The 22,446-nt window shown below is 48.2% G+C and carries 21 protein-coding genes; 16 read left to right on the top strand and 5 right to left on the bottom strand.

Features of this window, described 5'->3' with window-relative positions; translation table 11 throughout:
- The first annotated feature begins 19 nt into the window (after positions 1-19).
- The 9 genes from NW199_RS01375 to NW199_RS01340 all read left to right on the top strand — a co-directional run bounded on the left by NW199_RS01375 (position 20) and on the right by NW199_RS01340 (position 8,660).
- Positions 20-325: a hypothetical protein gene (locus NW199_RS01375; protein ID WP_249091881.1), complete on the top strand. Its 306-nt coding sequence runs from the start codon at positions 20-22 to the stop codon at positions 323-325.
- Positions 325-2,019 carry a M24 family metallopeptidase gene (locus tag NW199_RS01370; RefSeq protein WP_258333384.1) on the top strand — a complete coding sequence of 565 codons (1,695 nt, stop codon included), beginning with the start codon at positions 325-327 and terminating at the stop codon, positions 2,017-2,019. Before NW199_RS01375 ends, NW199_RS01370 begins: the two co-directional genes overlap by 1 nt.
- 369 nt (positions 2,020-2,388) lie before the next feature.
- On the top strand, positions 2,389-3,792 hold the full coding sequence (locus NW199_RS01365; protein ID WP_258333383.1) for an MATE family efflux transporter: 1,404 nt from the start codon (positions 2,389-2,391) through the stop codon (positions 3,790-3,792).
- An 89-nt stretch (positions 3,793-3,881) separates the two neighbouring features.
- Entirely contained in the window at positions 3,882-4,187 is a 306-nt protein-coding gene (locus NW199_RS01360; protein ID WP_258333382.1) for a helix-turn-helix domain-containing protein, read from the top strand.
- Between the two features lie 165 nt (positions 4,188-4,352).
- Positions 4,353-4,598, top strand: coding sequence for a helix-turn-helix domain-containing protein (locus NW199_RS08770; protein WP_022473640.1), 246 nt, complete (start codon positions 4,353-4,355; stop codon positions 4,596-4,598).
- Positions 4,599-4,718: 120 nt separating this feature from the next.
- The gene (locus tag NW199_RS01355; protein WP_022473639.1) at positions 4,719-5,705 is read left to right on the top strand and encodes a TRAP transporter substrate-binding protein; all 987 of its coding nucleotides are present in this window, start codon (positions 4,719-4,721) and stop codon (positions 5,703-5,705) included.
- A 22-nt stretch (positions 5,706-5,727) separates the two neighbouring features.
- Positions 5,728-7,005 carry a TRAP transporter large permease gene (locus tag NW199_RS01350; protein WP_258333381.1) on the top strand — a complete coding sequence of 426 codons (1,278 nt, stop codon included), beginning with the start codon at positions 5,728-5,730 and terminating at the stop codon, positions 7,003-7,005.
- Positions 7,006-7,009: 4 nt separating this feature from the next.
- A complete protein-coding gene (locus NW199_RS01345; protein ID WP_249091875.1) occupies positions 7,010-7,507 on the top strand; it encodes a TRAP transporter small permease in 498 nt (165 codons plus the stop codon).
- Between the two features lie 277 nt (positions 7,508-7,784).
- Positions 7,785-8,660, top strand: a complete 876-nt coding sequence (locus NW199_RS01340; RefSeq protein WP_258333379.1) for a hypothetical protein — start codon at positions 7,785-7,787, stop codon at positions 8,658-8,660.
- A gap of 89 nt (positions 8,661-8,749) precedes the next feature.
- On the opposite strand, the gene NW199_RS01335 is transcribed toward NW199_RS01340, so the two are convergent.
- The 3 genes from NW199_RS01335 to NW199_RS01325 form a co-directional block, all read right to left on the bottom strand.
- The gene (locus NW199_RS01335) at positions 8,750-10,366 is read right to left on the bottom strand and encodes a gamma-glutamyltransferase family protein (protein ID WP_258333378.1); all 1,617 of its coding nucleotides are present in this window, start codon (positions 10,364-10,366) and stop codon (positions 8,750-8,752) included.
- A 31-nt stretch (positions 10,367-10,397) separates the two neighbouring features.
- Positions 10,398-11,576: a hypothetical protein gene (locus tag NW199_RS01330; RefSeq protein WP_258333377.1), complete on the bottom strand. Its 1,179-nt coding sequence runs from the start codon at positions 11,574-11,576 to the stop codon at positions 10,398-10,400.
- 226 nt (positions 11,577-11,802) lie between these two features.
- Entirely contained in the window at positions 11,803-12,618 is an 816-nt protein-coding gene (locus NW199_RS01325; protein ID WP_258333376.1) for a hypothetical protein, read from the bottom strand.
- 137 nt (positions 12,619-12,755) lie between these two features.
- Here NW199_RS01325 and NW199_RS01320 point away from each other — a divergent pair, with 137 nt between their 5' ends.
- Positions 12,756-13,661 carry a DMT family transporter gene (locus NW199_RS01320; RefSeq protein WP_258333375.1) on the top strand — a complete coding sequence of 302 codons (906 nt, stop codon included), beginning with the start codon at positions 12,756-12,758 and terminating at the stop codon, positions 13,659-13,661.
- Between the two features lie 61 nt (positions 13,662-13,722).
- Here the strand turns inward: NW199_RS01320 and NW199_RS01315 are convergent, their stop codons facing one another.
- On the bottom strand, positions 13,723-15,021 hold the full coding sequence (locus NW199_RS01315; RefSeq protein ID WP_258333374.1) for a M20/M25/M40 family metallo-hydrolase: 1,299 nt from the start codon (positions 15,019-15,021) through the stop codon (positions 13,723-13,725).
- A 198-nt stretch (positions 15,022-15,219) separates the two neighbouring features.
- Here NW199_RS01315 and NW199_RS01310 point away from each other — a divergent pair, with 198 nt between their 5' ends.
- The 6 genes from NW199_RS01310 (at position 15,220) to gltX (ending at position 21,623) form a co-directional block, all read left to right on the top strand.
- The gene (locus tag NW199_RS01310) at positions 15,220-16,362 is read left to right on the top strand and encodes an iron-containing alcohol dehydrogenase (protein WP_258333373.1); all 1,143 of its coding nucleotides are present in this window, start codon (positions 15,220-15,222) and stop codon (positions 16,360-16,362) included.
- A 242-nt stretch (positions 16,363-16,604) separates the two neighbouring features.
- Positions 16,605-18,518 carry a threonine--tRNA ligase gene (thrS, locus tag NW199_RS01305; protein WP_249091868.1) on the top strand — a complete coding sequence of 638 codons (1,914 nt, stop codon included), beginning with the start codon at positions 16,605-16,607 and terminating at the stop codon, positions 18,516-18,518.
- 199 nt (positions 18,519-18,717) lie between these two features.
- Positions 18,718-19,239: a translation initiation factor IF-3 gene (gene infC, locus NW199_RS01300; RefSeq protein WP_249092002.1), complete on the top strand. Its 522-nt coding sequence runs from the start codon at positions 18,718-18,720 to the stop codon at positions 19,237-19,239.
- A gap of 176 nt (positions 19,240-19,415) precedes the next feature.
- Positions 19,416-19,613, top strand: coding sequence for a 50S ribosomal protein L35 (gene rpmI, locus NW199_RS01295; RefSeq protein ID WP_022473627.1), 198 nt, complete (start codon positions 19,416-19,418; stop codon positions 19,611-19,613).
- A 16-nt stretch (positions 19,614-19,629) separates the two neighbouring features.
- Complete coding sequence (gene rplT / locus NW199_RS01290; protein ID WP_022473626.1) at positions 19,630-19,980, top strand: 50S ribosomal protein L20; 351 nt, start codon at positions 19,630-19,632, stop codon at positions 19,978-19,980.
- Between the two features lie 233 nt (positions 19,981-20,213).
- Positions 20,214-21,623, top strand: a complete 1,410-nt coding sequence (gene gltX / locus NW199_RS01285; RefSeq protein ID WP_022473625.1) for a glutamate--tRNA ligase — start codon at positions 20,214-20,216, stop codon at positions 21,621-21,623.
- A 57-nt stretch (positions 21,624-21,680) separates the two neighbouring features.
- Here gltX and NW199_RS01280 read toward each other — a convergent pair whose 3' ends face one another.
- Positions 21,681-22,445 (bottom strand): DNA translocase FtsK, encoded by a 765-nt coding sequence (locus tag NW199_RS01280; protein WP_258333372.1) that lies wholly within the window; start codon positions 22,443-22,445, stop codon positions 21,681-21,683.
- Position 22,446 lies beyond the last annotated feature (1 nt).

The following is a 22,446-nucleotide window of genomic DNA, read 5'->3' as shown; positions in this document are numbered from 1 at the left end:
TATTGAATTGAGTCTTTTTATGCGTAAAACACTTTCCATCATTGCATTATCACTGGCGTTAACCGGTTGCACAAACGGTCCTTCGGATCCGCTTTTGGATGCTCCCCTCGGAAATCGCACAGTCTGCACGGCGGTCAACCCTGTGCAGGGCAGTGATGTATTAAGTGTTGTTCCTTTTAACTGTCCCGATCTTGAGATCTCAGCCACGCTCAATGAACTGCGTGATGCGGGTTGGCGCCTGGAAAGTGTCCACATGGGTGAAGAGGTGAGAATTAACGATATGTTTGCCTCTGAGGTATCCATCACCGTCCGAAAGGCTTACTGATGTCTGAAATCAAAACTCGATTGTTATCGCTGCGCTCGGCTATAAAAGCGATGGGGGCGGATGCTTTTTATTGCGCGCTCTCTGACGCGCATCTGTCCGAATACATTCAAAAAGCCGATCAGCTTTTGTCTTTTCTGTCCGGTTTTACGGGTTCGAATGCCGAGTTTCTCGTTACCGCCGATAAAGCTTTTTTGTGGACGGATTCTCGTTATTGGGAGCAGGCCGAGCGTCAGCTTTTAAATTCCGGTATCGCCTTAATGCGAGACGGAGAAAAAGATGTTCCAAGCGTTGCCGAGTGGCTTTCTGAAGTTAATGCTAAAAAGTCCACGGTATTGGCATTGCCCCTTGAGACATTGCCTTTGGAGCGCTATAAAAAAATACGGGAAAGTGTCTCCAAGGTGATTGATTTTCCCGATGAAGCGATCACAAAAGAGTGGCCGGACAGACCTAAGCGCGAAATATCCTCGCTTTACATACATCGCGCGAGTTCTGTTTCTGCCGCCGACAAGCTCAAACGGCTTCAAAAGTATATCGAGTCAATAAATACTCAAGCTTCGCCTTCTGCCCTTCTTTTAACCAAGCTCGATGACATCGCCTGGTTAACCAACTTACGGGGGGCGGATATCGCCTTTAATCCTGTGTTTTTAAGTTGGGCTTGGGTTTTGCCCGACAGCGCAACACTCTTTTTGCATGATGAGATCCTTGATGACCAAGTAGCCCAATACTTAAAAGAAGCCGGTTGGATGATCGCGCCTTATGCGTTGCTCGAAAAAACGATTGAGGGTTTTATCGGTCAAGGCGGTAAGGTTCTTGCCCGGGAAAGCGATCTTAATGCCAAACTCTATAGCCAAATTAAGAACGCATGGGTGCCTGTTAAACATCCCGTTTCGTTATGGAAGTCGGTAAAGACAAAAGAAGAAATAGCGGGGCTAAAGGAAGTCATGAAAGCTGACGGAGAGGCTCTTCAAGCTTTTATTGATGAACTTAAGGTGCGGTTGGCTAATGGGGAAAAACTTACCGAAAATGATGCCGTGGACATTTTGCATCAAAAGCGCTCGGCCATCGAGGGCTTTATCGGTGAGAGTTTTGGAACGATCGCCGCGGTCGATGCCAATGCGGCGCTTCCTCACTATGAACCCGAAGAGGGCAAAGGAGCGCAGATCGTACCGCCTTGCATACTGTTGGTGGATTCCGGAGCACACTACGATCGCGGGACAACGGATACGACGCGTGTTTGGTTTTTAGGCGATCCTAAAGACTACCCCCAAGAAAAACTGCAACGCTTAAAGAGAGACTACACCGCCGTCTTTTTAGCGATGAAAACCCTTTCAGAAGCAACGTTCAAACCCGGAACAAACGGCGTTGAATTGGATCGAGTAGCTCGTGCTCCGATACAGGCAATCGGTGCTGATTTCGGTCATGGAACAGGCCACGGTATTGGGTTGACTTTGAATGTTCATGAAACACCTCCCAGCATTTCACCCAGAGAGCGGGAAGGAACACTGACGCCTTTTGAACCCGGTATGGTCACTAGCGATGAACCCGGTATTTATCGTCCCGGTGAGTGGGGCATTCGTATCGAAAACATGCTCGTTTGCGTAGAAAAAGAAGACGGTATGCTGGGTTTTGAAACGTTAACGCAGTGCGAGATTGATCGGACGCTTTTAATGGAAAATAGCCTGGTTGGTTTGTGATTTTTAGTGTAATTCGAATTTGTTTTCTCACTCAGTCGGACTGAGTCGCTTTTTTGCCGGTAAGTTAGCAAATTACTTTCTATCTTATTATTAATCAAGGGGAAATTTAATCCTAACAGTGCTAACAGTGTTAGGATTATGTTAACACTGTGTTAATAACGATATTGCCATGTTTGTGCTAAAAATCTAATAATCTAATATCAGATTATTAGATTTCGTTGTTTTTTTATTAGATTTTTTATTAGATTTTTTTTGTTGATTTGGTTTCAAACCGTTTCGGTTCGATTCTGATTTTTCTTAAAAGGTTAAGATAACAATAAGTGCTTAACTGCATGAACCGAGATGTCAATATTTTGAAATTTCAAGACTGTGGTCAAAGAAGTACCAGCTCCCACAACCAATGATGCTAATCGTACCTATCGGAAAATGACCGAAGAGGCGGTGGCGCCATTGGTTTTGAAGTTGGGTGTTCCAACGATGCTATCAATGCTCGTGACAGCACTCTACATGACGGCTTCCACTTACTATGTTGCTTATTTAGGAACGTCTGCCGTGGGGGCCATGGGGGTTATTTTTGCCCTTCAGACGATTATTCAAGCCATTGGTATCATGATCGGTCAAGGGTGTGCGGCGCAAACTTCTCGCCTTTTGGGCGCTAAGGCTTACGTTCATGCCAATACGCTTGCCTCTTCCGGTCTTTTTCTCTCCCTTCTTTTTTCTTCGCTTTTTGCGTTGACCGCTTGGGCGGTATTGGAGTGGCTTTTATCCTGGATGGGGGCGACCGCCACCATTTTGCCTTACGCGAGCACCTACGCTCAGATCATTTTGTTGGCCTGCCCCTTTATGGCCGCTTCCTACACACTCAATAACCTCTTGCGCTCTGAAGGCTTGGCTATCGTTGGCATGATGGGGTTGGGTGCCGGGGGAGTGCTCAATATCGGTGTTGCCCCCATTTTCATTTTTGTTTTGGATTGGGGGATTGCAGGCGCCGCCTGGGCCAATGCTTTGTGTCAAATCATTTCGTTTACGATCCTTCTGTCGCATTACCTGAGGGGAAAAGGGTCGCTTCAGATTCATTGCTCTTTTATTTCTAAAGAGGCGGCTATTTACTTTTCTATTTTTAAAAACGGTTTGCCCTCTCTTACTCGAAACTCGTTGGGAGCCGTGGCTGCTTCCGTTTTAAATCTGATGGCCGGCCGCTATGGAGATGCCGGGGTTGCCGCAATGAGTATTGTGGGTCAGGTCATGATGATGACGAACGCCTTTTTGATTGGATTAGGGCAAGGGTTTCAGCCTGTATTGGGTTACAACTGGGGAGCAAAGCTTTTTGACCGCGTGAAAACGGCGTTGGATGTCACCATTGCGATGGGAACGGTGCTGATGGTGGCGCTTGGCCTTTTGGGTTGCATTTTTGCCGAAGAGGTGGTTGGCTTTTTTGAGGTCAACGACCCGGATGTGATGAATGTGGGGGTCTTGGCTTTGCGACTTCAGTGTTCGGTGGCGATTATTGTTCCGGTGAATGTGATCGGCAACATGGCTTTTCAGGTGATAGGCCGAACAGCCGTTGGCACACTATTGGCAGCCACCAGACAAGGTCTTTTTTTCCTGCCGCTTATTTTGATATTGCCCGGTCAGATCGGTTTGCTGGGTGTTCAATCAGCGCAACCCATTGCTGAAGTATTGTCCTTCTTTGTGTGCGGGTATTTCCTTTGGCATTTCAGAACGGAAGTGCAAAATCGGATAAAAATTCAAAAAGGCGGAGAGTTGAATTGAAAATAGCAGGTCTGTTTCGCTTTGAAATCAAGATCGTTAACCGTTAAAATATTAGTAGTAAACTATGATAACTAACGTTAACTACTAAAATGAGCTTAGTTAATAATCTCATTTCTCCTCTTGATATTCGTCTCGGTATTGCAGATAGACTAAAAAGAATTCGTCTGGACCAGAATGTGTCCCAAGAACAATTGGCAGAGCGCTCAGGCGTTTCCTTGGGGTCACTCCGGCGTTTTGAGTCCAAAGGAGAAATTTCCTTAAAGAGTCTAGTGCGTTTAGCCATTAGTTTGAATCGTGCACAGGATTTTGATTTGTTGTTTCAGATTGAAGAAGAAATAGATCTTTTTAAACCAGAATCCAAGCCCAGACAAAGAGCGAGCAGGGGTACAAAATGAGAGAGAACGTATTCCTTAATTTGGAAGGAAATCGACAACTGACAGCTCCTAACGGCGTGAAAGAAATTTAACAAGCTTAGGAAGAAAAAATCTGTATTTAAGATATTTATTGATTATCTCTTTTTGCGATAATGTTAAAATATCGCAAATGGAGATATTTTTTCAATGCTAGAAACTCGGATCTATCTCACGAATCAATTAGGAAGTCTTTTAAAGGATTACCGGAAATCTCAAAACATTTCCCAGAAAGAGCTGGCTGAACGAACTCAAATTTGTCAGTCTAGGATTTCGTTTTTGGAAAACCATCCGGAAAATATCAGTATCGGACAGCTGATGCGTTGGCTCAGTGTTTTGGGTTTGGAAATCAAAATAGCAGTTAAAAAAGATGAGCCAATGACAACAGAGTGGTGATCTGAACAGAAGATTGTCCACGCCTCATCAGGATTTCTTCTAAGAGAAAGAATAATCAACGCTTAAGCCCGTTATACTTAGAAATTGATATTTCTTTTTCACCCCCGGAGGATCTCCATTATGCAAACCGCTGTTAAAGCCATGTTTGTCGCGGGCGCTTGCCTTATCGCAGCAAGTTTTTCCGCACAAGCTGCTCAAACCATTCGCCTGGCGCATACAGCTGCCACCAGTCACGCCCACCATGCAGCCGCTCTTCAGTTTGCGCAAAATGTGGAAAGCCGCACAAAGGGGGAATTAAAGGTTGAGGTTTATCCTTCCGGGGAACTGGGTGATCAACCGGCTCTTGCCGAGCAGGTGACAATGAGCGCCTTGGATATGGCAGTAGTTTCGTTGGGTAACATGGCTATGTACGATAAAAAGCTCAACGCTATGACGGCTCCTTTCTTATTTAAGAGCTACGATCAGGCTCATCAGGTCATTGACAATTTTGTGATGCCCTGGATGAATAAAGGTTTGGCTTCCTACGATGCCATGGGTTTATCCATGTTTGATTATGGGTTCCGTCAGACAACCACCCAGAACGTTGTTGTCAATAAAGCCGAAGACCTTAAAGGTGTGAAGATTCGCGTGCCGCCTGCCACCGGTCTATTGGCCGCCTTTGACGCGATCGGCGCCAACACGCAAAGCATCGCCTACTCAGAACTCTACACGTCGCTCAAGCAAGGCGTGGTGGTCGGAGAAGAAAACCCGGTTTTCACCATTTTGGCCGACAGCCTTTATGAGACACAAAACCAATTAGCCATGACCAATCACTACTTTGACTGCCAAGTGCTTTTAATTAACAAGACGGTCTATGATGGCTTGTCCGGCGAGCAACAAGCCATTTTGAAGGAAGAAGCGGTCAATGCCCAAAACCTCACGCGCAAGATGATTAGCGAAGGGGAAAGCGCCGTGGTTGAAGAGCTGAAGAAAAAAGGGATGAATGTCACCTATCCTGATCGCCAATCGTTTATTGAAAAGATGGCTCCCGCGTATGAAAAAGTGGCAGAACTGGCTGGTAAAGACGCTATGCGGGAAGTCTTAAACGCCGTTAAAGCGACGGAATAAGAAGGGTGTTTAGACCATGGTGATGTTTGCGATTTTTGCGGGCGTGCTGGTTCTTCTTTTACTGGGGGTGACAACAGCCGTCACAATGGGTTTTGCTTCCATTGCTACCTTTTTAATGGCAGGAGGCGACATGGCTAGGCTCTTTCTTGTGCCTCAGCGCATGTTCTCCCAAGTCTCGGGCATCACCTTAATGTCTATTCCGTTTTTCTTGCTCATGGGCAACCTCATGAGCGTGGGCGGTATCTCCAAAAGCCTTTTCGGTTTCGGTCGTGTCTGCTTGGGGCATAGGGCGGGTGGTTTATCCAATGCCGCCATTGTGGCCTGCATTGTGATGGCGGCGATGTCAGGCTCTGCCGCTGCTTGCGCGGCCGGCATCGGCATGATCGCCATCGCCGAAATGACTAAATCAGGTTACGACCGCGCCTTTAGCTGCGCCACCATTGCCGCTGGCGGTGCCCTGGGTCCGATTATTCCGCCTTCCATTACGCTCATCTTGTTTGCGGGACTCACGCAAACCAGTGTCAACGCTCTTTTTGCCGCGGGCGCTGTTCCGGGCGTTCTCTTAGGGTTGGCTTTTATGCTCTGGTCTTCCTATGTGTGTAAAAAGGAAGGCTATACGGTAACGCCCAAAGCATCGTGGCCTGAGCGTTGGCAAGGCTTTAAAGATGCCTTCTGGTCGCTTTTAACGCCCGTGATTGTGATCGGTGGTATGTTTGCCGGGCTTTTTACCGCCACCGAAGCTGCCGCGGTCGCATCGTTTTACGTCTTTATTCTTGGCCTTTTTGTCTTTAAGACGTTAAAGCTTTCGGACATTCCTTCTATTCTCTGGAATACGGTTGAACAAACCGCGAAGGTGATGTTTGTGATTGCCACGGCGGGCTTTTTCCAATACGTTCTTTTGTACACCCGCATTCCTCAGCAAACGATTGCTTTTGTCTCATCCACGTTTTCCTCATTTGCCCTTATCCTTTTGATCATTATTCTGATTTTGGTGATCATGGGCTGCTTTATGGAAGGCACGGCCATTTTGCTCATCACGGTGCCAATTTTTGTGCCGATTGCCAAGAGCTTTAACTACGATTTGATTCAATTGGGCATTGTGATGTGCATTGCGTTAGCCGTTGGAGTGCTCACGCCACCCGTGGGACTTAATTTATACGTCATGGCCTCGATTACCGGTGAGAAGGTCATGGAGATTGCCAAGAAGTCTGTGGGCTATGTGGTGATCATGATTTTGATGGCGATGGCTGTGGCCTTTATTCCGGGATTGTCTTTAGGCTTGGCCGGTATTGTGGGGTGATGAGATGCTGAGAATTTTAAAAACCATTGATCATTGGGTAAGCCGTATCACGCGTCTCATTTGCGTCGTTGCCCTGGGGGCAATCGTTGTCATGTTCTTGGCAAACGTTTTTGTGCGCTTTGTCCCCATCTACAACTTTACTCAGACAGATGATTGGATTCAGATTTGCCTGATTTGGATGATTTTTTTGGGTGCCCAGGAATTGGTGCGCACGAGAAACCACTTTGTGGTCGAAGTGATGACAGAGCGTCTGGAAGGCAAAGTCGGAAAAATCTGCAGAGCCATTGTCTGTGTGATTGAACTTCTTACGTACGTTCTGATTTGTTACTACGGTTGGGTATGGGTAATGCGTGCTCATGCTTACATGCAGTCCATTCCCTGGATGCAGGTGAAAGTGGCTTACGCCGCCATTCCCATCAGCGCGTTTTTCATGTCGTGCTATGCGTTAAGAGACTTCATTTTGGCTATTCAGGGGCGTTACGACGATTTTGAATCAATTTGATTTGCAGAGGCTATCAATCGCTAATATTGATCGTGCTGCTTTTAAAACGAGTCAGCATACTCAACGCTACATCCGTGTAACGAAATTTATGTCGATAAAGTTGCTTAGATTTATTGTCTTGCATAGTTTGATTCTAAGAGTTTCCTTGCACGCTTTGAATTTCTTAACCGTTAGAAAAAATCAAGGGATGGGTTCAAAAGCGACTGCTCTTAATTTTTCTTTTAGCTCAATAAGTTGCGTACAATAACTCCGTGGATGTCTAAAAGGTAGTAGTGACATGTCGGAGAGTTATTCCTTGATTTCGGCTCGAGAGCATTATTTGATGCAGCCCGTTGTGGATGCCTTTACAGATTATTTGGCGGAGTATATTGCCGGCCGCGTTTTTGACCCGCCTTACCTTACTCAAACCTATCGCCCAAAGGCTCAATACTGTTTTACGAGTCTGGAGGATGCATGGGAGCAGTATATTCAGGAAGCGCCAAACCGAGAATTTCAAAATCGGCTTATTCACTATGAAAAGCCGCTCAAAGAGGTCATTGATAAACGTAATGACTCGGCTTTTATTCAAATCGTGATTGACATGTTCGGTAAGGACAGTCTGGTTTTAAAAAGTTATCTTGAAGCATTACTGACATCAAAAAATCTATGTGAGTGCACGGCCTATGCGTGCAGTCAGTTAGCGGACGATTCTCCTGAATACACCGTATTCGGAAAAGATTTCGGTCCGCGCATGTCCTCATTTCATTCGCGCATTTATGCGACGCTTTTGCCTGACTTTATAACGTATGAGAGCCGTGTTTGCGCAGCCCTTTGCTATTTTATCCGTCAGTATTGCATCAGCCGCGACATAAAGCTTCCCAAAGAGCTTCAATTGGGCAGTCTTCAGGGATGGGGAAAAACAAAAAAGGACAAAGGCCGTGATGCTTCCTGGAATGGCAATGTGTTTCAAAGACTCGATACGATGAAAAAGCGTCCTATGCGTGAGAGGACCTTTGCCAACAGCAATGTGCTTGCCTCATGGGCGGTGGCCGAGGCAATCAGAAAGGCCAAAGCGAACAAAAAAGGGAGTGCCTGGCTGGAAGGTCCCTATCCCATCCGTAAGGTTGAGGCCGCGCTTTTCATGTTGGGGGCTGAGTTGCCGCCAATAGAGTAAGGTTTTGATTTTGTCTCAAATAAAAAAAGTGAAACCGGACGAGTTTTTGCTCGTCCGGTTTGTCTTGGAAGGTCTAATGAACTAGAACATTAGAAACTAGCGATTTGACCATCGGTGCGCTTTTCAGTACCGGCGCAGAGAATACCGGTCTTTTCATCGCGCAAAATCACTTGGCCGCGCCCCATGTGATAGGGGTCAGGTTGGACAACAATGTCGTGGCCCATGCGTTGTAACAAACGAACCAAGTGGTTGGGCATATCATGTTCCACTTCAACCTTCTTGCCGCCGATCCATTGCCAACGCGGAGCGTCCAAGGCTTGTTGCGGGTTCAGGTGGAAGTCAATCATATTCATGATCACTTGCAAGTGGGCTTGGGGTTGCATCCAGCCGCCCATGATGCCCATGGCTGAGATCGGTTGATCACCCTTGGAGATGAAGGCCGGAATAATCGTGTGATACGGACGCTTGCCGCCTTCGTAAGCATTCGGGTGCTTTTCATCGAAGCGGAAGTTTTGAGCGCGGTCGTTTAACGAAATACCCGTACCCGGAACCACGATACCGGAGCCGAAACCTCTGAAGTTACTTTGAATCATGCTCACCATGTTGCCTTCGGCGTCAGCCGTGGCAAAGTACACCGTGGAGCTGTAGCGGGGATCGCCCACTTCAGGCATCAAAGCGGAATCCGGTTTAATCAGTTTTTTGCGGTCATCAGCGTACTTTTGGCTCAAGAGCTGTTCAGAGGTCACGATCATGTGAGAGGGTTCTGCCACATATTCCATCGTATCCACGAAGGCAAGCTTCATGGCTTCGATTTGCTTGTGCAACGTATCGATCGTGTCGCGTTCGCCGAACGTGAAGCCTTTCAGGATGTTAAGAGCCATCAAAACCGTGATGCCGTGACTGTTGGGCGGAATTTCCCAAACATCATAGCCGCGGTAGTCGGTCTTTAAGGGTTCAACCCATTCGGGATGGTAGGCGGCCAAGTCTTCGGCCGATAAGAAGCCATTATGTTCCTTCATAAAGGCATCGATCTTTTGAGCCAAAGCGCCGCGGTAGAAAGATTCACCCTTGGTGCGGGCGATTTCGCGAAGCGTTTCGGCCATATCATGGCTCTTAAACACATCGCCCGGGCGCAACCATGTGTCGTTCGGCGCAAAGGTGTCAAACCAGCCCTTAAATTCCGGACGATCACGATACTTGCTGTAATTCTTATAGGCTTCTTCCCACAAGCGGCTGATGTTGGGAGAAACGGGGTAACCGTTTTCAGCATAATCAATAGCAGGTTGCATCACTTCTTCCAAGGGCAGACGGCCGAAACGCTCGTGCATGGCCATCCAACCGCCGACAGCGCCCGGGACATCGATCGGCTCGACCCCATAGGGCGGAATGCTTTCAAAGCCGCGTTCTTTCAGTTTGGCAATGGAGGCGGCTTTGGGCAAAGGACCTGAACCATTGATACCGTAGAGTTTGCCCTTGTACCAGATAAGGGCAAAGCAGTCTGCACCCAAACCGTTACCGGTGGGTTCTACAACAGGCTGAGCAGCGGCTACGGCCACGGCCGCGTCAATGGCATTACCGCCTTTGAGCAAAACCTTAAGGCCGGCTGCGGCGCCCGATGGGTTGCCCACGCAGGACATGCCGTTTTTAGCGTAGACCACGTGGCGCTTGGAGGCGTAAGGATAGTCTTGAGCGTCAAATTTAAACATGATACTTTCCTTTCTCTTGGTTCAGAATTCGTTACGCAGCAATAAAGGTTTCGAAGATGCCCGCAATGATGACGGAAACCGAGGTCACGGTTGTGAAACCGGCCACAAGGTACTTCGACATGATGGCATCCAAAACAACTTGTTTTTCTTCTTCGTTTTCAGCCGCAGCCGTTGCCACTTCGTTGGCAATCAGGTAGGTAGCCGGGAAGCCCAAAAGCTGAGCGGCGGCCACACCCAAGGCGACGTTTTTGTGACCTTGAACTTTCCAAAGCGGCAGGATACCGAAGCAGACATAAAGCAGAGCAAAGACAACGATAAAGACAATGACCGTGCTATAGCCCAAGACGATGAGATCGCCCAATTCAATCTTGGCCAAACTCGGGATGATGGAAGCGAACACGGCAACGTTAAAGATACCGCCCGACTTGGCTTGAGCAAGAATGTTTTTCGGCACAAGACCCGTCGTTGCCATGATGGCGCCCAAAATCAAGCACCAAATTGTGTAGCTTAAACCGGTGAATTGACCGATGCACCAAGCTACCCAAGAGAAGAAGGCCGTGATGCCCAAGCAGACAAACTGACCGTAGTACTTCTTGTGCTTATCAAAGAAAGTGAGCTTGGGTTCTTCGCCGGCTTTGGGTTGAGCCTTATTGGGGTTCACGCCGGTTTGACGGTACACGGCCAACACTTCGCGGGCTTCGCGCAAACCGAAGTAAGAGGCAAAGGGTGTGCCGAAGAATTTTTGCACAGCGTAGAGAATGGTACCCAAAGCGGCAGCCATTTCGAGGCCATTTTCCATGGCAGCAGAGGTCATGATCTGCGTGGCCACGATACCGCCATTGATAATCGGAATAGCAACGATGGTTTCGTTGTAGCCGATCAAGGGAACGAGCACAATCATGCCGATCCAAATGACAGCCATGGATAAGCAGGCGGTTGCCACCGTGCGCCATTCAGCCATCAATTCACGCATATTGATCGTGGTACCCATGCCAAAGACCACAAAGCCCACGGCCCATTTTCCGATCTGCGTTAAACCGGCCTGATTAATGACGTCATCCGGAATCCAGTCGGCCATAAAGAAGATTAAGAACAAAAGCAGACTCACGAACACAGAGGAGACTTTTGCCTTGGTGGCCACCCCTAAGAAGTCGCCGATGGCGAAAAACGCCAAGCAGACGAATATGTAAAAAAGCATGCCCTCAAACATGGGTATTTCCTTTCACGTTCAGTTAATTAATTTTTTGGGATACAAACCCATATTTTGCCCATCGTATAGAGGCGTAACACAATCGAAAATAGGGAGTTCACCTAGGCATAAGCGTATTGCTTTAAGGGTATCTACTAATCTTGAAAAAATTGTAAAGCGTGAAAAAAAAATAACCCACCGTCAGATGCGACGATGGGTTGGCGGAAAAATAGTTTAAATAAACCGTTTATTGATTAGTAGTTTCAGGCGGTTGGGGTGTTGCAACCGGAGCCTGAGAGGTCAGAGCAGGAGCGGCTTTTGCTTTAGGCTTTCTGGGCCTACGCGCTGTCGTTTTGGTCGGGCTTTTGGTTTTTTCAGCCGTGCGGTTGGTTTTTCTCGGCGCACGCGGTTTTCTCGGTTTTTTGACTTCTTTTGTTGCCGTTGTGTTATCTGCGACCGTAGCACTCACAGTGGCAGCAGGTTCTTTTTCTGTTTGAGCGGGTGATTCCTGTGAGACTTGTGTTTTAGTATCAGGCGCGCTCTTTGAAGTCTGTACTTTGCGAGTGCGGGTTGTGCGTTTTGTTTTCTTGGGCTTGCTGCTTTGAGTTGCAGTGGGTTTGGCTGCTTCTTGAGCCTCAGAGGCTACCGCCTCAGTTGTCTCTGCAGGACGAGAGATGGGGGCACTTTGACGCGTACGTGGTTTGCGTGTGCCGGATGCCCGTTGAGCTTTCGCGGCTTCGCGGCGTTTGTGCGCTTCTTTCTGAGCCGGCGTGCGATTGTCTGTTAAAAGCAATACTTGCTCTTCAACCGCTTCGGTACTGCGGGCAAAATAGATGATGACAGCCGCCGCAATGGCCACCAACAAAATCCAAGCCGAATCCGTCGGGATAAGAAAACCCAACATGAAAAATAAAAGCGCTCCCCACAGAGCCCATTGCCAGGGGATGCGCTTTTTATCACGGCGGCCCTTTTTGTCATGCCAGGCTTTTAGCCCAAAAATGTCATCAAACAGGGAAGACCATTGGGTGCCGCCGGCGGCTTTCTTTGTTTGGGATTTTTTCATTTTCAGTCCTTTTTTCAGGAAAATCCAACCTTTTCACTATATCACAGAGCAGTAAGAATGGATCGTGGGAAGAGTTTGTTAATGGAAATATCGCTACAATTCCGATCGTTTTTAAACGGTTTGATGTTGCCTTTGCCATGCTTTCATACGCTTTTGTGATTTTGCACCTTTCCATATTATTAGCCGGCTTCACCGGCGTGTTGGGCCGCTTGATTACACTCAATGAAGGCCTATTGGTGTGGTACCGTGTGATGTTTGCAAGCGGTTTCTTTCTGCTTTACCTGCTTGTCAAGCATGGGCAAATCCGCCTGCCTTTGAAAGATATCCTGCGTATTGCTTGGGTTGGGCTCTTGCTTTGCGTGCATTGGCTTCTTTTTTACGGCTCCATCAAATATTCCAATGTGTCCATCGGTGTTGTCTGCTTTGCTTCTCTCGGATTCTTTACTGCCATTATTGATCCCGTTTGGAGTAAGAGGGCTTTTTCTTTAAGAGAAATTGCTTTTAGTCTTCTCACGATTATCGGTATCGCGCTCATTTTCCATTTTGATACGCGCTATCAGGTTGGGATTGTTCTGGGGGTGCTCTCGGCTGTCGCCGCCGCGTTCCTGACGATCGAAAACCGCAGGGTGGGCTCCGACTATCCGCTCATGACGTTTCTTTTTTATGAAATCGCCGCCAGTTTCGTCATCATGAGTGCGCTTTTGCCGCTTTATTTGTCGTTTTTCCCGGTTGAGACGATAGTGCCTTCGACGTCCGATTTAATTTATCTTTTGATTTTGTCGTCGTTTTGTACGGTCGGTATGTTTTCGCTTCAGGTCGAGGCACTCAAACGACTTTCTGCCTTTACCGTCAACTTAAGCTACAACCTTGAACCCGTTTACAGCATTATTTTGGCCATGATTATCTTCAATGAAGCCAAGGATCTTAACTTTGCTTTCTACATTGGTTTGGCTTTGATCTGCGTCTCGGTTTTGCTTCAAAGTTATTTTCATTGGAAGACCTATCAAAAGGTTCAAAAGGCAGTCGCCAACCGCGCCCGTTAAACTAAAACGCCTGTCTAGGAATTTCCCAGACAGGCGTTTGTCACTTCAGGCTAATTACAAATTAGCGAGCGCGTTTTTTCAAAAAGCCCTTCGTGACACCGTCAACACCGCTCATGGCGCAAGCCATTAAGAACGCGAGTTGCGGGCCTTGATAGGCATCCACGTGTTCATAGACTTCATCGAGCGTATGCATCTTCCAGTTGCGGCCGCCTGCGCCCATCGCTAAGCTCGGAATGCCCATGCTCAAAGATACGTTGTGGTCGCCCGAAGTGGAGGCATACATGTGAAGGGGAAGACCCAAGGCGAGAAGACCCGCTCGGATAGCTTGGCAAACAGGACTTTCATAGGGTTGCTGGCCAGCGGGACGGTTGCCGATCGGGGTAACCGTAACTTTCACCTTATTGGCTTCGTCAGTGATGCCCCAGTGAGCGTTTTCTTCTTCACAGGCTTTTTCAAAGCAGGGAAGAATCTTGTCGCGCAAAGCTAAAAGCGAGGCGTTTTCCGTGCTGCGCATGTCAATATCCATTGAAGCGTGCGCGGCGATGGAATTGACCGTTGTGCCGCCTTTGACAACACCCACGGTGTAAGTGGTCTTGGGGTCTTTGGGCACTTCTAAATCACAAAGAACCTTGCCGGTACGCATCAAGGCGTGGATGGCGGAGGGCTGTCCGAAGCCCAAATAGCTGTGTCCGCCGGGGCCGTCAAAGCTCACGCGATAGCGCAAACTTCCCGTTGCGCCCACAATGGCTTCGCTCGGATCACACCAGTCAAGCGACATAAAGGCGTCCACATCCACGTTGGGATCACGGAAAAGATGCTTCACACCGCGCAAGTCACCTTCGCCTTCTTCACCGACCGTGGCGACAAAAATAATGTCGCCCAAGGTTTGGATGTTGAGCTCTTGGAACATGCGGATGACTTGCAAAAGACCGGCTAAGCCACGGGAGTCGTCACCAATGGAAGGCGCGTAAAAGCGGTTTCCTTCTTGGCGAACCTTGAAATTAGTGTCCTTGGCAAACACCGTATCCAAGTGAGCTGAAATGATGAGTTTGGTACGGGGTTCGGGACCCACACCCGGACGACGGCCGATCACATTGCCCACTTCGTCCATGTGTACATCTAAAAGACCGAGTTTGGTAAAACGTTCAACAAAATCTTTTCCGCGGATTTCTTCACCGAAGGGAGAGGAGGGGGTTTCGGTGATGGCAATTTGTTCTTGTAAGCAAAGATCGTCCTGATCCACAGCCAATTGAAGAGCCTTTTTGATTAGATCAGCGGCCATCAATGTATCCATTACCGTTTTGGTTTCAGGAAGAAGGGGCGGCAAGCCCGGTTCCAGATTTTTCTTTTCTGTGCTCATGGGAGTTTCCTTTAAGCAGTTAGTCAACCTACTCATTTTAACTCAGTCGGCTTTTTGAAATAGCGGAAAATGATCGGGATGCATTCGTATCACAGATAAAACTAATACCAACTTGATATTGTTTTGGACAAAATGTTCTTTTTGAGCTCTAAAATTTTGTGCTAGATTCTTCAGAGAAATTTCATTGTAGGTGTCTTTATGCTGAACTTTAATTACTGCAATCCCACCCGTATTCTTTTCGGTCGTGATGAACATAAGAAATTGGGTGAGGCACTCAAAAAAGAAAATATCGGCAAGGTGCTGATTGTCTACGGTGGCGGCAGCGCTTTGAAAAACGGAACTGTTTCCGCTGTCCAGACCTCTTTGGAAGAAGTCGGCATTGAGTATTTCACAATCGGTGGCGTGCGTGCCAATCCCACGTTGGATTTTGCGGCCAAGGTTAAAAAGATTGCGGTGGACTCTCAAGTGGATGCCCTTTTGGCGATCGGCGGCGGAAGCGTTATTGATACCTGCAAAGTGGCGGCGGCCTGGACAAAATACGATGGCGATGCCTGGGACTTTTTCACCAAAGGCGTGGCTATCACTGATGCTATCCCCGTGGCCTGTGTACTGACTATTCCTGCCGCCGGCAGTGAGCAGTCAATCCGCATGGTGATTAACCACAATGGGCTCAAGCTTGGAACCGCGAGCGAAAAAATTCGTCCGTTGATCTCAGTGGTTAATCCGGAACTTTTCTTTACGTTGCCTGAGAACCAGATTGCGGCCGGTGTCGTTGACATGATTAGCCACATCTTTGAGCGCTATTTCACCAATACGGAGCATGTTGAGTTTGTGAGCGGTCAGGCTGAAGCTGCCATTCGCACGGCCATGGAAATGGGACCGAAGTTGCTTGAAAACCACAATGACTACGACGCTTGGTGTCAGGTCGCCATGGTGGGCAGCTGGGCTCATAACGGCTACTACGGTTTGGGTCAGGTTGAAGATTGGGCTTGTCACGCGATGGAACACGAACTGTCGGCTTTTGATCCCACTATTACCCATGGAGCAGGACTTGCGGTGATTACACCTGCCTGGCTTCGTTATGTGGCAGAGGTGAATCCCGCCCGTATGCAACGTTTTGCAAAGAAAGTGATGGGCGTTGAGACGCTTGAAGAGGGGATTGCCAAACTGCAGGCCTTCTATGCGGCGATGAAGATGCCTACAAAACTCTCTGACTTCGGGTTAACTCAAGAGGCGCTTGAAGCATGTGCAAAGAGTGCTTGTGCCCGAACGGGTACGATCGGGCAATTTAAAAAATTGACCTCTGAAGACGTTTTGGCTATATACAAAAGTGTGTTTTAAGCAAAACTGCTCATTGCAGTGCTTTACAAAGCGCTTTTGCGAGGGCTAAAATAACCCCGTCAGTTTAATAGGAATTTTCAAGTGATTCTGAGTCGCAATACTCTCCGAACTACAACAACTCGTTAACAATTTGCTAACGAGCCCGCTTGTGTTGCTTGAAAATCATTCAAAATTAAAAGTGTGGCTTTTCGGTAAGCCACACTTTTTTTATAGATTTATACCGAAGAATAAGGAATGGAAAAATGCTATTCGTAACGCTTCCAGACGGTTCCAAACGAGAATTTGAATCGGCTGTGTCGGTCGCCGATGTAGCCAAGAGCATCAGCACGAGCCTTGGCAAAGCCGCAATTGCCGCACGTCTTGATGATAAGTTGGTGGATACCTCCACCGTCATTGACCACGACGCCACATTGGCCATCATCACAGAAAAGGATCCTGAAGCGCTCGAAATCGTTCGTCACTCTACCGCTCACTTGATGGCTCAGGCTGTCAAAGAGCTCTATCCCGATGCTCAGGTGACGATTGGACCGGCTATCGAAAACGGTTTTTACTATGACTTTTCCTACAAGCGTCCGTTTACGCCCGAAGATTTGACGGCCATCGAAAAGCGCATGGATGAGTTGGCCGCTAAAAATATCCCGATCGTTCGCAAGGAAATGAAGCGTGAAGACGCGATCAAATTCTTCCTCGGACTCGGTGAAAAATATAAGGCTGAGCTCATTGAAGCGATTCCGGAAGGTGAAACGATTTCGCTTTATGAACAAGGTGACTTCGTTGACCTTTGCCGCGGCCCTCACGTGCCGAGCACGGGTAAATTGAAGGTGCACAAGCTCATGAAAGTGGCCGGTGCCTACTGGAGGGGTGACTCCAAAAACGAAATGCTGCAACGCATTTACGGCACCGCTTGGCTGAAAAAAGATGACCTCAAAGCCTACCTCACGATGCTTGAAGAAGCGGAAAAACGTGACCACCGTCGCTTGGGCAAGGAATTGGATCTTTTCCACTTGCAGGAAGAAGCGCCGGGCATGATTTTCTGGCATGCCAAGGGCTGGGCTTTGTGGCAGCAAGTTGAAAAGTACATGCGTACGATTTATCAAGATAACGGCTACGACGAAGTTAAAGCGCCTCAAGTGCTTGACCGCTCGCTTTGGGAACGTTCCGGCCACTGGGCCAAGTATCGTGAAAATATGTTCACGACGGAGTCTGAAAACCGTTACTACGCCTTAAAGCCCATGAACTGCCCGGGTCACATTCAGATTTTCAACTCCGCTTTGCGCAGCTATCGCGATTTGCCGATGCGTATCGGTGAATTCGGTCAATGCCACCGCAATGAACCGTCGGGCTCTTTGCATGGTTTGATGCGCGTCAGAGGCTTCACGCAGGATGACGGCCATATTTTCTGTACCGAAGATCAGATTTTGGCCGAATGTGAAGCTTATTCCAAGTTGGTTAAAGAGGTGTATCACACCTTCGGTTTTGACAACATTGCCTACAAAGTGGCCACGCGTCCTGCGATGCGTATCGGTGAAGACGCCGCTTGGGACAAAGCTGAAGCCGCTTTGATGCAAAGCTTGGATGCGCTCGGTCTGAAGTATGACATTTTGCCCGGTGAAGGCGCTTTCTACGGTCCGAAGATTGAGTACCACTTAAAGGATTGCTTGGGTCGCTCTTGGCAGTGCGGCACGATTCAGGTCGACTTCCAAATGCCGGGTCGCTTGGGTGCTGAATACGTGGCCGAAGACAATACAAGAAAGACGCCTGTAATGTTGCACCGTGCCATCATTGGTTCTCTTGAACGTTGGATCGGTATGTTGATTGAACACTACGCGGGTGCTATGCCGGTATGGTTGGCCCCGGTTCAAGTGGCTATTGCCAACATCACTGAACATCAGGCCGATTACGTTGATGAAATCGCCGCCAAGATGAAGGCAGCCGGTCTTCGTGTTCAAAAAGACGTTCGCAATGAAAAGATCAACTACAAGATTCGCGAATTGAGCTTGCAGAAGATTCCTTACATTGTTGTTGTCGGTGAAAAGGAACGTGAAGCCGGAACGGTTGCCGTCCGCGCTCGCGGAGGCAAGGACTTGGGTGTCATGAAACTTGAAGATTTCATCGCTCGTGTGGTTGATGAAAACGCCCAAAAAGTCAATAACTGATTGAAGTGATTTTTTCAGTTTGACCAAACACCCGGCTCGTGAAGCATTCGCGGTCGGGTGTTTTGGTGTCGTGAAGTGAAAAAATTGCTTTTTTGTGTTGTTTTTTAAGTTTTTGCTCACCAAAAATCAAACAAAAAGTGGTAAAGTGAGCGCTTCGCGCTGTCTTGCGCGACAATGTAGAGTTTTTAGGAGAACGATCATAGCTCAAGAACGTACGCACCGAATCAATCGTGAGATTCGCGTGCCTGAAATTCGCTTGACGGGTGTCGATGGCACCCAAATCGGTATTGTGCGCACTTCCGAAGCTTTGGCCATGGCCGAAGAAGCGGGGGTGGATTTGGTGGAAGTGGCCGCTAAGGCTAATCCTCCTGTTTGCCGCTTGATGGACTACGGCAAGTTCCGTTATCAAGAACAAAAGCGCCAACAGGAAATGAAGGCCAAGCAAAAGGTCATTCAGGTCAAGGAAGTGAAGTTCCGTCCGGCCACCGATGAAAATGACTATCAAACGAAGCTTCGCGCGCTCATCCGCTTCTTGGGTGACGGCAACAAGGCAAAAGTGACGCTTCGTTACCGCGGTCGTGAAATGGCCCATCAGGATTTAGGCCAAGATGTGCTCACACGCATTCGCGAAGATCTGGCAGAAATTGCTCAAGTAGAACAATTCCCGAAACTTGAAGGCCGCCAGATGATTATGGTACTTGCGCCTAAACGCAAAAAGTAATATCATTCACAGTTTCGTAGCCGAGTCATTCTTTTTAGAATCCCTCGCGGACTTTTTTTTGTGCCGCGATAAGGCAAAATGGGACTCGGCCTATAACAAGTGAGATCCGGTTGACAAGTCTTTCGCAAGGTGTGAAAGCACCGGTGATCATCTAATAACAAAAGGAAATCGGTCAAATGCCGAAGATGAAAACGAAGAAGGCTGCCTCTAAGCGCTTTAAAGTGCGCTCCGGCGGCTCCATTAAGCGTGCTCACGCTACCAAGCGTCACATTCTTTCCCATCGTACGACGAAGAACAAGCGTCATTTGCGCGGAATGGTCACCATTCACGACTCTGACAGCAAGTCCATCCATCGTATGTTGCCCTACGCCTAATTAGGAGGAGAGAAAGATGCCCAGAGTAAAACGTGGTGTAACCGCTCGTGCACGTCATAAGAAGATTATGAAACTCTCCAAGGGTTTCATTCTTCGTCGCAATAATGTTTTCCGCGTTGCCAAGCAAGCGGTGATGAAGGCCGGTCAGTACGCTTACCGTGACCGTCGTAATAAGAAGCGCGTTTTCCGTCGCTTGTGGATCGCTCGTATCAATGCTGGCGCTCGCGCCAACGGCATGACCTACAGCGTTTTCATGAACGGCTTGAAGAAGGCTAACATCGCTTTGGACCGTAAGGTTCTTTCTGATATGGCTATCTTCGACAAGGCCGGCTTTGCCAGCCTCGTGGAAAAGGTGAAGAGCCTGTAATTCGTTCTGAACGAGTTTTATAAAAGGAAGAGCCGCAAGCCATTGAGCAAGCGGTTCTTTTTTTATTCGCCGCACCTTTTGCACACCTTTTTCCCCAAGAATTCCCAAAGTTGTCCACAATGTTGTTCACAAAAATTGTGGAAAAACACACCGAATGTTCTCACTTTTCTAGACGAAGCCTTTGCGATGGCTTAAAATCAACAAATTCTCTTAATCGTTTCTAATAAGACAAAATGAAAGAAATTCGCACGCGTATCGCACCGTCTCCGACCGGAATGATGCACTTGGGCACCGCCCGCACGGCTATTTACTGCTGGGCCTATGCACGCCACTTTGTAGGCGGCAAGTTCCTCCTTCGTATCGAAGATACGGACCAGGAACGCTCCACGCAAGAAGCCGTTGACGTGATCATCAATGGCATGAAGTGGTTGGAACTCGATTACGACGAAGGTCCTATCTACCAAATGGATCGTTTGAACCGCTATAAAGAAGTGGTCGATATGATGCTCGAAAAGGGTTTGGCTTATAAGTGCTACGCCACCAAGGAAGAGTTGGAAGCCTTGCGCGAAGAACAGATGGCCAAGAAGATTAAGCCCCGTTACGACGGTCGCTGGCGTCCTGAAAATTGTGTCGGCCGTCCGATTCCGGAAGGCATCACGCCTGTGATCCGCTTCCGCAATCCCGATACCGGCACGGTTACCTGGAATGACATGGTCTATGGTCCGATTTCTTTTGAAAATACCGAATTGGACGATTTGGTGATCATGCGCGGTGATGGTATCCCGACTTATAACTTCGCTGTTGTGGTCGACGATATCGATATGAAGGTTAGCCACGTTGTCCGCGGTGCTGACCACATCAATAACACCCCCCGACAGATCAATCTTTATAAGGCGTTGGGTGCGGAGGTGCCGGAATTTGCCCACCTGCCGCTTATCAATGGTCCGGATAATCGTAAGTTGAGTAAGCGCAACGGCGATGCGAGCGTAATGGATTACGAAAAGAAAGGCTATTTGCCTGAAGCGCTCGTTAACTACCTTGCACGTTTGGGTTGGGGCCACGGCAATGATGAAAAATTCACGAAGGCTCAATTGGCCGAGTGGTTTGATTTGCGTCATTGCTCCAAGTCTCCCGCTTGCTTGGATCCAAAGAAGCTCAATCACTTGAATCACCTCTATATCGCAGAGGCTGACAACGATCGTCTTGCCCGTTTGGTGCGTCCGCGTATCGAAGCTCGAGGCGGCGTGATTGACGGTCATGCCGATTTGGCCCGTGTGATGGAAATCACTAAGCAGCGTCCCGAAACGCTCGAAGCGCTTGCCGACAACTGCATGATTTTCTACCGCCCGTTGCAGCGCGATGAAGCGCTTGTGCGTGAGGTGCTTGCCAATGAACAAAGCTTGGCAGCTGTGAAGCTTTTCCTTGAACGCGCCCGCGGTGTTGAGAATTGGACCGCAGAAAACATCTACGGTGTTTTAAAGAGCATCATGGATGAAATGGGTATCAAGATGCCTGTGGTGGCAGTGCCTATTCGTGTGCTGGTCTTTGGTGAAAAGATTTCGCCTGTCTTTGATAAGACACTTGAATTGTTTGGTAAAGACACCGTCATTGCCAATATCGAAAGCGGCTTGAAGATGCTTTGATCGAGTATTGGTATTGCTCAAAGTCCCGTGCGCTTTTTTCAAGTTGCACGGGATTTTTTATTTCTTCAAAAAACGTCTTCCGTTCTCATCAGGTTGACTGATGAGACCTTCTTCCTGCATCGCTTCAAGCAACGCTTTAGCCCGAGACTCATCGATACGAAGTCGATTTTGCATTGCGACAATGGTGCGTTTTTCATCCAAAACGAGGAGCGCTTTGGCGGCTCCCAAAAGTGCATCACCATTGTCTTTGAGGTTAAATCCTGCTGCTTCGAATGTCTCTCGGACACTGGCACTCAGACTTCTGATGTAGTCGTCTGTGGTGTTTTTAGAGGGAGTCGGAAGAATCAGCATTTGCGCATGTTCAAATTTTTGCTCAAGCGCTTTTAGCCTCATGGTTGTGATTCTTCGTGGAGCGCCTTTTGCTTTACCGATCACTGCAGAAATCTTTTGAGATAAACCCTCTGTTGCCATTGCCTCGTAGAGATAGGCACTCAAAACAAGAATCACTTTCGGGCGGCACTTTTCGATGGCTTCGACGATGCGGTCGGCATGTTGGGCATAGTAGCGAACGGTCTGCGGGCCATGCAGATCGGCCGGAACCGTATCGCACCAGACAACTTCCGTTGTATGGGCTTCAAGCCAGGTCGGATTATGTGTGCTACCCGAAAGGGGAATGCCCCAAAGGGTAAACCACTTCACTAAAGCATCACGGATTTTTCCCTGCTTGGCTCGAGGATCAAAGTAGTGCGATGGCAGTGGCCCCACAGCTCCTTGATCAGCAAGCGTGATAATGAGTAGTCCGCCTTCGGTGAGATGATCCATC

This window comes from Parasutterella secunda, from assembly GCF_024733725.1.
Taxonomy (GTDB): domain Bacteria; phylum Pseudomonadota; class Gammaproteobacteria; order Burkholderiales; family Burkholderiaceae_F; genus Aphodousia; species Aphodousia faecalis.
Note: the sequence above shows the minus strand (reverse complement) of the source record. Positions and strands in the feature narration are given on the sequence as shown.